The sequence below is a fragment of the Nostocoides australiense Ben110 genome (genome assembly GCF_001050535.1).
GTDB classification, from domain to species: Bacteria; Actinomycetota; Actinomycetes; order Actinomycetales; family Dermatophilaceae; genus Nostocoides_A; species Nostocoides_A australiense.
On record NZ_HG764815.1, the window covers coordinates 2,905,119 to 2,919,272 of the forward strand.

The following is a 14,154-nucleotide window of genomic DNA, read 5'->3' on the forward strand; positions in this document are numbered from 1 at the left end:
GGCCTTCGGCTCGCCCGAGGGGCGGCCGGCGCGGCGGCGGGTGGTGGTCTGGGTGCCAGTCGAGACAATGCCAGTGGACTGGTCGCTATGGGACTGAGTGCCAGTGGACTGAGTGCCAGTGGAGTGGGCGCCGGTGGTGTCCGCGCTGGCGAGCGAGGTGCCGGACTGCTTGGCCCGTATCACGTCGATCAGGTCGCCCTTGCGCATCTTGGAGGTGCCCGTGATCCCCATGCTGCTGGCCAGCCCCTGCAACTCGGCGAGGCGCATGGCGGTCAAGGCGCCGGAACGGCGCGGCCTCTCGCCCGCTGCAGCCGCGGGTTCGAGAGTGGTGGTGTCGGTCACGAAGGACCCTTTCCTCGGATGAGGCCCATCCCCAGATGAGGGGATACGACCTGGATTACGTTGCGGCCCCGTCGAATTGGCGGGACAGCTGAGGAGTTCTCCGCCTAGTGCCGCAGCCTCGGGGGGACCCTGGAGAGCAACGCAACGAAAGGGCAGAGAGTGATTTTGCAGGTCGCGGTGGGCGCGGCGATCTTCAGCCGACTGCCCCTTGCGCTTGCGGTGTCACTGTACACCGCGATGTCCGAATAACGCACACTCGGCCGACCGCTATTCCCATAACGTGATCTAGCCTCCGGCCGCCGCCACCAGCCGCGCCCCGGTGTCCGCGAACCCCGGCGCCACGACGCGCCAGCCCGCCGGTGCGCTCGAGGTCACGAGCGCGGCCTGCTCCGCGTCGATAGCGAGCGCGAGCACCGAGGGACCGGCGCCCGAGATGGTGGCAGCCACCCCGGCCGCGCGCAGCGCATCCACCAGGGCCATGGACGCGGCATACGACGGCCGGCGCGGCTCCTGGTGCAGGTAGTCGCGCGTTGCCGGGAGCAGCAGCGCCGGGTCGGCGGTCATCGCGTGCACCAGGAGCCCGACACGGGCCGAGTTGGCGGCGGCATCGGCCAGACGGATCTGGCTGGGCAGGACCGCTCGGGCGGTCGCAGTGCTCAGCTGCGCGTCGGGCACGAGCACGTGCGGCCGGATGCTCGGGTGCGGGGTCAGGCGCACCGTGCGCGTATGCGGGATGCCGTCCCGCCCGGTTCGGTCGTCGAGCCAGCTCAGGGTCATCCCGCCGAACACACTCGCGGACGAGTTGTCGGGGTGGCCTTCGAGATCGGCCGCGAGGTCGTTGATGACGTCGAGGTCGAGCCGGCCGTCGCCCTCGTGTGCGAGCGTCCAAAGGCCGTATGCCGCACTGATGCCCGTGACGATGGCCGTCGCCGAGGATCCCAGTCCGCGGCCGTGCGGCACCGCGTTGCCGCACGTGATGTGCAGGCTCGGCGGCCCCGCGACGCCGAGGACCTCCCACGCGCGACGCATGGCGCGCACGACGAGGTGGTGGTCGTCGGTGGGCACGGTTCCCTCGCCCTCGCCCGTGACGACGACGGCGACACCCCTCCCCTCGCGGACGGCGACGGTGCAGGAGTCGCGGATGTCCAGGCCGACGCCGACGGCATCGAAACCGGGCCCGAGGTTGGCGCTGCTCGCCGGCACCTCCACCGTGACCTGGTGTCCTGCGCGCCAGGTCGTCCCCGGCATCTCCCCGGGCATCGTCAGCCGTCGAGGCCGAGCGCGACCGCCGCGCCATAGACATCCACCGGGATGCGTTGCGGCGCAACGGGTTCACCGTCGAGCCCCTTGAGCGCCCAGTCGGGATCCTTCAGTCCGTGGCCGGTGACAGTGCACACGATCGTCGCGCCGTCGGGGACGCCGCCGGCCGCGTGCACCTGCAACAGGCCCGCGACGCTCGCCGCCGAGGCGGGTTCGACGAAGATGCCTTCGGTGCTCGACAACAGCCGGTGGGCCTCGAGGATCTGCTGGTCGGTGACCGCCTCGATGCGTCCGCCGGAGTCGTCGCGGGCCTCTTCGGCCTGCTGCCACGAGGCGGGGTTGCCGATCCGGATCGCGGTCGCGATGGTCTCGGGCTGGTCGATGGGGTGGCCCAGCACGATGGGCGCGGACCCGGCTGCCTGGAAGCCCCACATCTGCGGTCGTTTCGTCGCCGGGCCGTCCGGCACGTCGGGAATGCCGTGTCCCGCAACGTATTCGCGATAACCCTTCCAATATGCCGTGATGTTGCCGGCGTTGCCGACGGGCAGGCAATGGATGTCCGGGGCGTCCCCGAGCGCGTCGACGATCTCGAAGCTGGCGGTCTTCTGGCCCTCGATGCGTGCCGGGTTGACCGAGTTGACGAGGTCGACCGGATAGACCTCGGCGAGCTTGCGGGCCACGGTGAGGCAGTCGTCGAAGTTGCCCTCGACCTGCAGCAGCGTCGCGCCGTGCGCGATGGCCTGGCTCAGTTTGCCCATGGCGATCTTGCCGTCGGGCACGAGGACGGCACACGTCATACCGGCCTTCGTGGCGTATGCCGCGGCGCTCGCGCTCGTGTTGCCGGTGCTCGCGCAGATGACCGCCTTGGCGCCGTGCTTGGCGGCCATGGAGATGGCCGTCGTCATGCCGCGGTCCTTGAAGGAACCGGTGGGGTTCAGTCCTTCGTACTTGACGAAGACGCGCGCCCCGACGCGATCCGAGAGCTTCTCGGCGGCGATGAGGGGGGTCCCTCCCTCGTGCAGGGTGATGACCGGCGCCCCGTCCAGCATCGGCAACCGATCGGCATACTCGCGCATCACGCCACGCCACTGGTGGGCCATGGGGATCATGCTCCTTCCACACGCATCACAGAGACGACTTCGGCGACGACCTCACTGGCCGCCAGGGCGTCGACCGTGGCGGCCAGGGCCGCTTCGGTCGCCGCATGGGTGACGATGACGAGATTGGCTCGGGCCTCGCCGGAGCTGGAGTTGGTCCGAATGTGTTGGCGCACAGTCTCAATCGACACGCCGGTGTCGGCGAACGCCTGAGCCACCTGCGCTAGCACGCCCGGCCGGTCCTCCACGTCGAGGCTGATGTGATAGCGGGTCACGGAGTCGCCGACGTCGAGGATGGGCAGATCGGCGTATGCCGACTCCCCCGGTCCGCGCCCGCCCGCGACGATGTGCCGGGCCACCGCGACGAGGTCGCCCAGGACGGCCAAGGCGGTCGGGTCGCCGCCGGCGCCACGGCCGTAGAACATCAACTGTCCCGCGGCCGAGGCCTCGACGAAGACCGCGTTGTAGGCGTCGCGGACCGACGCCAGCGGATGAGTGCGCGCGATCATCGCGGGGTGCACCCGGACGCTGACACCGCTCGTGCCGTTCTGGCCGGTCGTGCGTTCGCAGATCGCGAGCAGCTTGACGACATGGTCCATGGCCTTGGCGGCGGCGATATCGGCGGCCGTGACATCGCTGATGCCCTCGCGGAAGACGTCAGCGCCCTTGACGCGCGTGTGGAAGGCGAGGGAGGCGAGCAGGGCTGCCTTGGCGGCGGCGTCGAAGCCTTCGACGTCGGCGGTCGGGTCGGCCTCGGCATAGCCCAGCGCCTGTGCCTGCGCCACCGTCTCCTCGAATCCCGCGCCGGTGGTGTCCATCTTGTCGAGCACGAAATTCGTTGTGCCATTGACGATCCCGAGCACTTTGGTGACATCGTCACCGGCGAGCGATTCGCGCATCGGACGCAGGATCGGGATGGCACCGGCCACGGCGGCTTCGTAGTAGAGGTCGACGCCGGCCGCGTCGGCGGCGGCATAGAGGGTCGGGCCGTCCTCGGCGAGCAGAGCCTTGTTGGCGGTCACCACGGAGGCGCCGCTCTCCATCGCTTTCAGCAGCAGCCCGCGCGCCGGATCGATGCCACCGACGACCTCGACGACGATGTCGGCGCGCGTCACGAGGTCCTCGGCATCGGTGGTGAAGAGTGCAGGGTCGACCGGGACATCGCTGCGGTCCTTGCCGACCCGGCGCACGGCGATCCCCACGAGTTCGACGGGCGCGCCGATGCGGGCGCGCAGATCGTCGGCGCTTTCGACGAGCATGCGCGCCACGGAGGAGCCGACGACGCCACAGCCGAGCAGCGCGACTCGGATCGGCTTGTCGCCCAGAGGGTTTGTGTGTTCACTCATGCTCATCCCACATCCAGTCCCAGCAGATCGTCGATGGTTTCCCGGCGGATCAGGACGCGCGACTCACCGTTGCGCACCGCGATGACCGGCGGCCGGGGCGTGTGGTTGTACTGACTCGACAGCGACCGGCAGTAGGCGCCGGTGCCCGGCACGGCGAGCAGGTCGCCGGGTGTCACGTCGGCCGGCAGCCATTCGTCCTGCACGACGATGTCCCCCGCCTCGCAGTGGCGGCCGACGACGCGCACGACCAGCGGCGCGGCAGAGGATGCGCGGTTGGCGAGGGTGACGGAGAAGTCCGCGTCGTACAGCGCGGGGCGGGCGTTGTCGCTCATCCCGCCGTCGACGGATACATAGGTGCGCACGTGACCGTCCGCGACCGTGACCGGCTTGACGGTGCCCACTTCATACAGGGTGAACATCGCCGGGCCCACGATCGCTCGTCCCGGCTCGATGCTGACCCGGGGCACATCGTCGAGCGACCCGTCGCCGACGGTCTTGAAGGCCTGCTCGACGATGTGGGACATCTCCTCGGCGAGCACGGCCGTCGAAAGCGGGGTGTGCTGGCTGGTATAGGCAATCCCATAGCCGCCACCGAGGTCGATTTCCGGTGCGGCACAGCCCAGTTCGTCGGCGATGCGATGGTGGAGCCGCACCAGCCGCCGGGCGGCCGTCTCGAACCCGGCCGTGTCGAAGATCTGACTGCCGATGTGGCTGTGCAGGCCGAGGAAGCGCAGTTGACCGGGGTGCGCGAGGATCTCGCGGACGCCGTTGAAGGCGACGTCGCCCGCGAGGCTGAACCCGAACTTCTGGTCCTCGTGGCCGGTGGCGATGAACTCATGCGTGTGCGCCTCGACACCGACCGTGACGCGCAGCATGACCGGCGCGACGACCCCGAGTTCCGTGGCGACCGCGACGATCCGTTCGATCTCGGCGAAGGAGTCGACGACGATCCGGCCCACGCCATAGCTCAACGCCTGGCGGATCTCTGCCAGGGTTTTGTTGTTGCCGTGCAGGGCGATCCGCTCGCCGGAGAACCCGACCCGCTGCGCGACCGCCAGTTCTCCGCCCGTGCAGACGTCGAGGTTCAGACCCTCCTCCATGACCCACCGTGCGACGGCCGAGCAGAGGAACGCTTTGCCGGCGTAATAGACGTCGGCGCCGCCGAGATGGGCGAACGCGGCGGCATATTCGTCGCGGAATGCGCCTGCCCGGGCCCGGAAGTCGGCCTCGTCCAGGATGTATGCCGCGGTGCCGTGCTCCCGCGCCAGGTCCAGGACGCTGACTCCCCCGACTTCGAGCACGCCGTCGTCCCGGCGTCGCACAGTCCGGCTCCACAGCGCCGGCGTGAGGGCCATGACGTCATCGGGGAAGGGCAGATAGATCGGCGGGCCGCCATAGCCGTCCGCGTGCAGGACTCCCGCCTCATGCGCGCGCACGGGCTACATCCTCTCGGGCGCCGAAACGCCAAGCAGCCCAAGGCCGTTCGCCAACACCGTGCGCGTGGCATCGTTGAGCCACAGGCGCGTCCGGTGCAGGTCGGTGACGGGTTCGTCGGCATTCATCGGCCGCACGCGGCAGGTGTCGTACCACTTGTGGAAGTGGGCGGCGAGGTTTTCCAGGTAGCGCGCGACTCGGTGCGGTTCGAGCAACGACGCGGCCTGCGCCGTGACACGCGGGAAGTCGCCGAGCACCGCGAGTAGCGCCGCTTCGGTCGGGTCGGTGAGCAGCGACGGGTCGAAGCCGTCCTCCCGATGTACGCCGTCCTCGGCGGCCAGACGGGCGACGTTGGAGGTGCGCGCGTGCGCGTACTGGACGTAGAAGACGGGATTGTCGTTGGTCTGCCGGCGCATCTCCTCCCCGTCGAGCGAGAGCGGGCTGTCGGAGGGGTAGCGGGCGAGCGAGTAGCGCAGCGCATCCGGGCCGATCCATTCGATCAGCTCGTCCATATAGAGGGCGTTGCCGCGTCGCTTGCCCATGCGCTCGCCGGCGATATTGACCAGCTGGCCTATCTTGACCTCGATATTGTGCTCGGGATCGTCGCCGGCGCAGGCGGCGATCGCCTTGAGCCGGCCGATATAGCCGTGGTGGTCGGCGCCGAGGAGATAGATCTTCTCGTCGAAGCCCCGGTCCTTCTTGCTCAGGTAGTAGGCGGCGTCGGCGGCGAAATAGGTCGGCACGCCGTTGGCCCGGATCAGCACCCGGTCCTTGTCGTCGGTGAAATCGGTGGTGCGCAACCAGATCGCACCGTCCTGGTCGAAGACGTGTCCCTGCTCACGCAGCCGCGCGACCGCCTGCTCGACGGCGCCGGCGTCGTGCAGGCCCTTCTCGGAGAACCACACGTCGAAGGCGACATTGAAATCGGCCAGGGTCTGCTTGATCGCCGCGAGCTGGATCGGGTAGGCGACATCCCAGGCGGCCTGCAGCGCCTCGTCGGCCGGCAGGTCGAGGATGTCGGGGCGCCCCGCGCGGACCTGCTCGGCCAGCCCGTCGACATACTCTCCGTCGTAGCCGCCCTCGGGCGCCGCCTCGCCGCGCAGCTTCGCGAGAACCGACCCGCCGAGCTTGGCCACCTGGCCGCCGGCGTCGTTGATGTAGTACTCGGCCGCGACCTCGGCGCCGGCCGCGCGCAACAGCCGGACCATCGCGTCGCCGAGCGCCGCCCACCTGGTGTGGCCGATGTGCAGTGGACCGGTGGGGTTTGCCGAGATGTACTCGAGGTTGACGACGCGGCCGGCCTCGCTCGTGCCCTGACCGTATGCCGCGCCCGCCTCCACGATGGTGCGCGCGAGTTCGCCGGCGCTCGCCGCATCCAGGGTGATATTGATGAACCCGGGCCCGGCAACCTCGACGGCGGCGATCCCCGCGACCTGCTCCAGCGCGCCGGCGAGCTTGCCGGCGAAGTCCCGCGGCGGCATACCGGCCGTCTTGGCCAGCTGCATCGCGACATTGGTGGACCAGTCCCCGTGCCCGGCCTGCCGCGGACGCTCGACCCGGAGGGTCTCGGGCACCTCGAGATCGAACTCGCCGGCGGCGACGAGGTCGGCGAGGGCAGCGCGGATCGCGGCGGCCAGCTGTTCGGGGGTCACCGGGCGATTCTACGGAGCGCGCGTGGGCCCGTGCGCCACCATTCCACCGCGCCCCGGTGGGACGGCACTGTCACGGCGCGGACGCGTCGAGGTGTCCGGCCAGGGCGGCTCGCAGGTCGGGCCAGGACAGGAAACGCTCCCCTACGCGGACCCCGTCGTCACCGAGCGAGATCAGTTCGGGCTCGTCCCACCGATCGGCCTGCCGGATGCCGACGACCTGCCGGGTCCCCGGGACGGGCGGGGCACTCACGGTGTAGAGCCAGTACTCGAACACCCAGCCGCCGTCGGCGTTGGCGTCGTCGTGGATGCTGAACTCGATCGTCAGGGCGAGCGGGCCGTCACCCCCCTCGATTCGGGCCAGCTTCACGGGGGCGCCGGCCAGAGGACCGCCACCTTCGTCCGCTGCCAGCCAGCGGTCCCAGCCGGCGATGATCTCGGCGGGAAAGCGCGGCACGCGCTGCAGGTCGCTCGCGCTGGGGCGACCCCCTTCGGCGACGGCTCGGAAGGCGTCGATGACCGCTTGGTCGGTGGTGGGCGCCAGCGGCAGCGTCAGGAAGTAGTAGTACCGGCAACTCACCACCCCAACCGTATGGCTGCACCGGTATCTCGGCCTGGCCGACGGCCGGGCCGGACCAGATTCCCGGCCGATTCACGGTCGGGAGTCCGGTGCTGGTAGCCTCACTGCTCGCGCCACGTGCCGCAGCGCACGGCATACGGCCCCCGTAGCTCAGGGGATAGAGCACCGCCCTCCGGAGGCGGGAGCGCAGGTTCGAATCCTGCCGGGGGCACCAACCAACCCACCACCTGCGTATCGCAGAATTTCAGAAGCTTCGGCGCCACATCTCACCGCTGCGACAAGGCTCCTACGGAGCGGAGCGTGGAGTTTGCTCCGTCAACAGTGCCTATCGACGAGTCTTCGCTACCACGCCACCCACACATTGCCCGGCCGGGTCGTCGGCGGCGCCGGTCTCCACGGCGAGCACCACGCGGAGCCCACGGCGCAGCCGAATGGGCTTGCACGACAAAGCGGTTGACTCGGCGGGCCTAGTTGGCGGACCAGAACCGGGCCAGGTCGCGCCAGGCCTGGGCCGACGCCGGGCCGAGCCGGTCCACGAGGGCGGCCTCCGGGAGCTCGCCTCTCTCGACCGCGCCCTGCGCCGACTCCAAATAGCCGATCGCGGCCAGTTCGCGTACCTCAGCGGTGCCGTCGACGAGCAGTTGTTCGATGACGCCGAGCAGAGCGTCCACCTCGGCCGCCCGGCCACGGCGCGCGCAGTCGACGAGATAGGCCGCCACATACGCGGCATCGACATAGGGCAGTCGCTCCTCGTCGTCATCCACCGGCAGGCACGCGGCGACCGCCGGCGCCGCCTCGAGCACCGTGGGCAGCACGTCCTGCGGACGGATCATCCGGCAACCCAATCGACTCGGCCCTGGGTCAGTTCGCCGCCGGTCCGGTTGTAGCCGCGGAAGTGTGGCTGCCCAGCATCGCGACGGCATCCTTGTCGGCTTGCGGCAGGGCGAAGAACTCGCGCGCTGCGGCGAACAGGTCGCGAACACAACGACACGAAACACCTCCTCGATGACATCGAGGCCCTGCCGACCCACCTCGGCATCGACGCCTGGATCGTCAACGGGGTCTCCTGGGGAAGCACTCTGGCGCTCGCCTATGCCCAGGCCTACCCCGACCGTGTGCTGGGCATGGTGCTCTTCGCCGTGACGACGACCAGCCGGCGCGAGGGCGACTGGATCACCGAGGGTGTCGGCGCGATCTTTCCCGAGGCCTGGGACCGGTTCGCGCGGCATGCGGAGGAGGCCGGGACCGGCTACCAGCGCGGCACGTCCGAGCAGCCGAGAACTCGGCTCGTCGCGGCCTACTCGGCACTCCTGGAGTCGGCCGATCCTGCTGTCCGAGAAGCCGCTTCGCAGGAATGGGCGTTGTGGGAAGACACCCACGTGGCCATCGGTGCCGGGGGATTCCGCCGAGATCCCCGATGGGCCGACGACCGCTTCCGGCACGCCTTCGTGCGTCTCGCCACTCACTACTGGTCACATGACGGGTTCTGCGCGCCGCCGCTCCTCCAGCGCATGGACCGGCTCCGCGGCATACCCGCGACCCTCATTCACGGCCGCCGCGACATCTCCAGCCCGCTGGTCACCGCGTGGGAGTTGCACCGGGCCTGGCCGGGCTCGCGCCTGATCGTCGACGAGGGCGACGGCCACGGCGGCGCCTCGATGGCCGAGGCCTGGCGACGGGCCAACGATGACCTCGTGTCAGCGGCCGGACGATGACTCTCGTGTCACGTGATCAGAAGAGCAGTCACCGCTGGGAGTCGTCGAGCACCTCGCCGACCAACTCTTCGATGACGTCTTCGAGGAAGACCACGCCGCGCACCGCCCCGTCGGGGCCGACCACCCGCGCCAGGTGGGTGCCGGTGCGCTGCATGGTGGCCAGCACGTCCTCGACCTCATCCTCCGGACGCACCGTCGCCAGGCGGCGCAGCCGCTTGGCCGGGACGGGCAGGTGGTAGTCGTCGGCGTCGGCATACAGCACGTCCTTCAGGTGCAGGTAGCCCGAGACCTCACCCGCGGGGTTGACCGTCGGGAACCGCGAGAAGCCGGTCTTGGCGACGAGGCGCTCCACCTGTTCCGGCGTCGCGCCCTGGGGCAGGGTCACGAGGTCCCCGACCGGGACTCCCACGTCGCCCGCCGTCTTGTCGCTGAACTCCAGCGCCGCGCCGAGCAGGTCGAACTGGTCCTCCTCGACCAGGCCCTCCCGGTGCGACTCCTCGACGATGTGGTGCACCTCTTCGGCGGTGTAGGCACTGGTCACCTCGTCCTTGGGCTCGATCCCGAGCAGCCGCACGATCCCCTTGGCGATCGATTCCATGACATGGATGAACGGACGGAAGGCCCGCGTCAGCCAGAACAGGGGCGGCACCAGGACCAGCGCCGCCCGCTCGGGCGAGGCGATCGAGAGGTTCTTGGGGATCATCTCGCCGACGACGACGTGCAGATAGACGACGACGAGCAGCGCCAGTGCGAGCGCCAGCCCGCTCACGACCGCGTCCGGCACCCCGAGCGCCTCCAGGGGCCCTTCCATCGCGTGGTGAAGCGCGGCCTCGGACACGGCACCGAGCAGCACCGAGCACACGGTGATGCCGAGCTGAGCGCACGCGAGCACGCTGCCCATCTGCTCCGATGCCTCCAGGCACACGCGTGCCGCCCGGCTGCCGCCCTCGGCCAGCGGTTCGAGTTGGCTGCGCCGCGCGGCCATGGCCGCGAACTCCGCCCCGACGAAGAAGGCGTTGAGCAGGAGCAGCAGGATCGTGATCCAGAAGGCCGGGCTCATGACGCCGCCTCCGCAGAGCCGGCACCCGCCGGGTCGGCCTCCGCCCCCTCCGGCGGCAGCGGCACCATCCGCAACCGGTCGACCCGGCGGCCGTCCATGTCGACCACGGTGATCCGCCAGTCGGGCAGGTCCACGACATCCCCGACGTCCGGCACCCGCCCCAGCGCCGCCATCACAAAGCCGCCGACCGTTTCGTACTCCGGCCCGTCCGGCATCGCTGCACCGACCCGGGAGCGCACCTCGTCCGGACGCCACAGCCCCGGCACGATCCACGACCCGTCCACCGTGCGCCGCCCCGTCGTCTCCGACCGGTCGTGTTCGTCCCCCACGTCACCGACGATCTCCTCGACGACGTCTTCGAGGGTGACCACCCCCGCCCCCCCGCCGTACTCGTCCACGACGACGGCGAACTGCGGGCCCGACTGTCGCAACAGGTCGAGCAGGGGGTCGAGCCGCAGCGTCTCCGGCACCACGACCGGCGGCGTCATCAGCGCCGACACCGGCACCGCCGCCCGCCGCCCGCGCGGCACCGAGATGGCCGCCTTGACGTGCACGATCCCGTCCACATCGTCCCAGTCGCCGGCGGTGACGGGGAAGCGGGAGTGCCCGGTCTGCCGGGCCAACTCCACGACATCGGCGGCGCTCGCGGTGCGCTCGATGTTCCACGCCCGGCCACGCGGCGTCATGACGTCCTCGGCCGTCTGCGCCCCGAAACGCAGCGACGCCGCCACCAGCCGCCCCGTGCCCTCATCCAGCGTCCCGGCCTGGACCGAGCGACCCACGAGTGAGGCCAGCTCCTGCGGCGTCCGGGCCGCCGACAACTCCTCCTGCGGCTCGACGCCCACGGCCCGCAGGAAGGCGTTGGCCGAGCCGTTGAGGACGGCGATCAGCGGCTTGGCCACGAGCGCGAACACCCGCGTCGGCCCGGCGACCTTCTTGCCCACCCGCAGCGGCGCACTGATGCCGAGGAACTGCGGCACCAACTCGCCGAACACCATCGAGAACAAGGTGGCGAACAGGAGCGCGACCGCGCTGCTGACCGTGTCCAGCGCCCCCTCCGGCACCCCGACCGCATCGATCGCCGGCCGCAGAATGGTCGCGATCGACGGCTCGGCGATGAAGCCCAGCACGAGGGTGGTCAGGGTGATCCCCACCTGCGCGGCCGACAGCTGGGTCGACAGGCCGCGCAACGAGGTGAGCACCGTCTGCGCCTCGTGATCGCCTTGGTCGACCGCCCGCTGCACCGTCGGCCGGTCGAGCGCGACGAGCGAGAACTCGGTGGCGACGAAGAGGGCGGTGCCCACGGTCAGGACGATCGCCGCGAGCAGCAGCAGCCAGGGCACCATAGTGGCGTCATCGTAATGGCCCGCCCGCCACGCAACCGTGCTCACGCGACGTTCACCGGCACCTGATTGAATGCCCCCGACAGGAGAACGCCAGCAGGAGGGGAACCGCGAATGAGCGTGGCGGCAACAACGACGGGCACGTCGATCGAGATCGACGGCCTGAGCAAACGTTTCGGCGATTTCCTCGCCGTCAACAACCTCACCTTCCGGGTCCAGCCGGGTCGGGTCACCGGCTTCCTCGGCCCCAACGGGGCCGGAAAGACCACGACGCTGCGTATGCTGCTCGGCCTGGTCCGTCCCACCGGTGGCACGGCGACGATCGGCGGGCGTGCCTACCAGACGATCCCCGAGCCGATCCGCACGGTCGGCGCGGCCCTGGAGGCCACCAACTTCCACCCCGGCCGCACCGGCCGCGACCACCTGCGCGTGCTTGCCGCCACGGCCGGCATACCCGACACCCGGGTCGACGAACTGCTCGAGCTGGTCGGCATACCCGCGGCGGCCCGCAAACGCGCCGGCGGCTACTCGATGGGCATGCGACAGCGGCTCGGCCTCGCCGTCGCCCTGCTGGGCGACCCGCACGTCCTCGTCCTCGACGAGCCCGCCAACGGCCTGGACCCTGAAGGCATCCGGTGGCTGCGCGGCTTCATGCGCCACCTCGCCGGCCAGGGCAAGACGATCCTCGTCTCCAGCCACATGCTCCAAGAGGTGGAGCAGACCGTCGACGACGTCGTCATCATCTCCAACGGTCGCCTGATCCGCTCCGGCACGATGGCCGAACTCCACGGCCCGGCAACCTCGCTCGTGCGGACCTCGGACCCGGGCGCGCTGGCCGGTGCCCTGCGGGTCGCCGACGTCACCAGTCATAGCGCCGACGACGGCGGCCTGATCGTCGAGACCGACGACCTGCGCCTCATCGGTGACGTCGCGCTGCGCGCCGGACTGCCCCTATGGCAGTTGCAGCCGCAGGTCAGCGACCTCGAAGACATGTTCTTCGCCCTCACCGAGGGCCAGAACCGCAACCTCGGCGCCACCGATGCCGCCGCTCCACACGAAATGGACGCCATCGCCGGACGCGACGGAGGGAACGAGAAGTGATCGGGGCCATCAGATCCGAGATCCGCAAGGTCTTCACCACCCGGCTGTGGTGGGGCATGGGCCTGGGTATGGCCGTGCTGGCCGCCCTGATCTCCATGGGTTTCGCCGCCCTCCTCGGCAACGCCGCGATGACCGGCGGCGACAACAACGGCCAGGGCAATCCCTTCGCGAACATGACCGTCGGGACCGCTCAGCTCATCTACAACGCCGGCATCATCCAGCAGATGACGATCCTCTTCCCGCTGGCGCTCGGCGTGCTGCTCATCACCAGCGAGTATCGGCACAAGACGATCTCCGCCACGTTCTTGTCCACCCCCAACCGGTGGGTGGTCCTGCTCTCGAAGATGGTCGCGGTCGCGGTCACCGGGGCGCTGTATGCCGTGGTGCACGCCATCGCGTCCGTCGCCGGTGGCGCCTCGATCATCAAGTTCGTGAAGAACCAGCCGACGATGCTGGGCGAGACGGAGGTCTGGAAGTCCCTCGGCATCGGGCTGATCGCCTTCGCGATCTGGATGCTGTTCGGTTTCGGGGTCGGCATGCTGATCCGCAACCAGATCGCCGCGGTGCTGCTGGCCGTGGGCGCCACCTTCGTGGTCCAGATCGCCTTGAACATTATCTTCTCCGTCAAGGAGTGGTACTCCGCGATGAAGTGGATCCCAGGCAATCTCACCGCCAATATGGTCATCACGAGTGACCCCACCGCCGGGCAGACGGTGGATCCGGCGACGCAGTCCCAATACTTCGCCCACTGGTGGCAGGCGGGTCTGGTCCTGGCTGCGTATGCCGCCGTGCTCGCCGTCGTCGGAGCCTGGCTCACCACGCGCCGCGACGTCGCCTGAGGCCGCGGCCGGGTCCCGACGGGTCCGCTGCCGTGACCACCGCTCGCCCCGCCGTTCTCGCTCCTGGGACGGCGGGGCCATCGGGCGAGTGAGCGGGGTAACCTGGTGAGGTTCGTTTTTTGTCCGTCACCGATGACGATGTGAAAGAGGCGTGCGGCCGTGGCTGACCCGACCCCCGCGAATCCCATGGAGGCCTTCGGCCCGAATGAATGGCTCGTCGACGAGCTCTACGAGAGCTACCTGAAGGATCGCAACTCCGTCGACCGTGCCTGGTGGGATTTCTTCTCGACCTACAAGCTGGAGCACCCGCACGGCAACGGCACCGGTGGCAACGGCACGCGGCCCGCCGCTCCGGCGGCCCCCACGGCGACCGCGCCGGAGGCCCCCA

14 protein-coding genes and 1 tRNA gene are annotated in these 14,154 nt (G+C 69.9%); 5 read left to right on the forward strand and 10 right to left on the reverse strand.

The genetic code is table 11. From position 1 onward, the window contains the following. The 7 genes from BN11_RS23875 to BN11_RS14005 all read right to left on the reverse strand — a co-directional run. Positions 1–342: Rho termination factor N-terminal domain-containing protein (locus tag BN11_RS23875; protein WP_048698615.1), on the reverse strand; the 342-nt coding region annotated here is incomplete at its 3' end. A 285-nt stretch (positions 343–627) separates the two neighbouring features. Then, on the reverse strand, positions 628–1,590 hold the full coding sequence (gene thrB, locus BN11_RS13980) for a homoserine kinase (protein WP_048701529.1): 963 nt from the start codon (positions 1,588–1,590) through the stop codon (positions 628–630). A gap of 14 nt (positions 1,591–1,604) precedes the next feature. Beyond that, positions 1,605–2,702 carry a threonine synthase gene (gene thrC / locus BN11_RS13985; protein WP_048701531.1) on the reverse strand — a complete coding sequence of 366 codons (1,098 nt, stop codon included), beginning with the start codon at positions 2,700–2,702 and terminating at the stop codon, positions 1,605–1,607. A 5-nt stretch (positions 2,703–2,707) separates the two neighbouring features. Next, entirely contained in the window at positions 2,708–4,045 is a 1,338-nt protein-coding gene (locus tag BN11_RS13990; RefSeq protein WP_157044165.1) for a homoserine dehydrogenase, read from the reverse strand. Positions 4,046–4,047: 2 nt separating this feature from the next. Next, positions 4,048–5,481: a diaminopimelate decarboxylase gene (lysA, locus tag BN11_RS13995; protein WP_048698617.1), complete on the reverse strand. Its 1,434-nt coding sequence runs from the start codon at positions 5,479–5,481 to the stop codon at positions 4,048–4,050. Positions 5,482–5,484: 3 nt separating this feature from the next. Continuing rightward, a complete protein-coding gene (gene argS, locus BN11_RS14000) occupies positions 5,485–7,131 on the reverse strand; it encodes an arginine--tRNA ligase (protein WP_048698618.1) in 1,647 nt (548 codons plus the stop codon). A gap of 70 nt (positions 7,132–7,201) precedes the next feature. Continuing rightward, the gene (locus BN11_RS14005) at positions 7,202–7,708 is read right to left on the reverse strand and encodes a hypothetical protein (RefSeq protein ID WP_048698619.1); all 507 of its coding nucleotides are present in this window, start codon (positions 7,706–7,708) and stop codon (positions 7,202–7,204) included. A 139-nt stretch (positions 7,709–7,847) separates the two neighbouring features. Between BN11_RS14005 and BN11_RS14010 the strand changes: the two genes are divergently transcribed. Then, positions 7,848–7,922 (forward strand) — tRNA-Arg (locus tag BN11_RS14010). A gap of 253 nt (positions 7,923–8,175) precedes the next feature. Here BN11_RS14010 and BN11_RS14015 read toward each other — a convergent pair. Continuing rightward, positions 8,176–8,541 (reverse strand): DUF7674 family protein, encoded by a 366-nt coding sequence (locus BN11_RS14015; RefSeq protein WP_048698620.1) that lies wholly within the window; start codon positions 8,539–8,541, stop codon positions 8,176–8,178. Between the two features lie 126 nt (positions 8,542–8,667). On the opposite strand from BN11_RS14015, the gene BN11_RS14020 reads away from it, so the two are divergent. Then, positions 8,668–9,423, forward strand: a complete 756-nt coding sequence (locus BN11_RS14020; protein WP_235435610.1) for an alpha/beta fold hydrolase — start codon at positions 8,668–8,670, stop codon at positions 9,421–9,423. A gap of 28 nt (positions 9,424–9,451) precedes the next feature. Here BN11_RS14020 and BN11_RS14025 read toward each other — a convergent pair whose 3' ends face one another. Further along, complete coding sequence (locus BN11_RS14025) at positions 9,452–10,483, reverse strand: hemolysin family protein (RefSeq protein ID WP_048698621.1); 1,032 nt, start codon at positions 10,481–10,483, stop codon at positions 9,452–9,454. Beyond that, complete coding sequence (locus BN11_RS14030) at positions 10,480–11,829, reverse strand: hemolysin family protein (RefSeq protein ID WP_048698623.1); 1,350 nt, start codon at positions 11,827–11,829, stop codon at positions 10,480–10,482. Before BN11_RS14030 ends, BN11_RS14025 begins: the two co-directional genes overlap by 4 nt. A 111-nt stretch (positions 11,830–11,940) precedes the next feature. Here BN11_RS14030 and BN11_RS14035 point away from each other — a divergent pair, with 111 nt between their 5' ends. From BN11_RS14035 to BN11_RS14045, 3 genes are all read left to right on the forward strand, one after another. Further along, positions 11,941–12,927, forward strand: a complete 987-nt coding sequence (locus BN11_RS14035; protein ID WP_048698625.1) for an ABC transporter ATP-binding protein — start codon at positions 11,941–11,943, stop codon at positions 12,925–12,927. Beyond that, a complete protein-coding gene (locus BN11_RS14040; RefSeq protein WP_048698627.1) occupies positions 12,924–13,766 on the forward strand; it encodes an ABC transporter permease in 843 nt (280 codons plus the stop codon). The genes BN11_RS14035 and BN11_RS14040 overlap by 4 nt, the downstream gene beginning before the upstream one ends. Before the next feature lie 159 nt (positions 13,767–13,925). Beyond that, positions 13,926–14,154 (forward strand): 2-oxoglutarate dehydrogenase E1 subunit family protein (locus BN11_RS14045; RefSeq protein WP_048698628.1); only part of this gene is annotated, 229 nt, incomplete at its 3' end.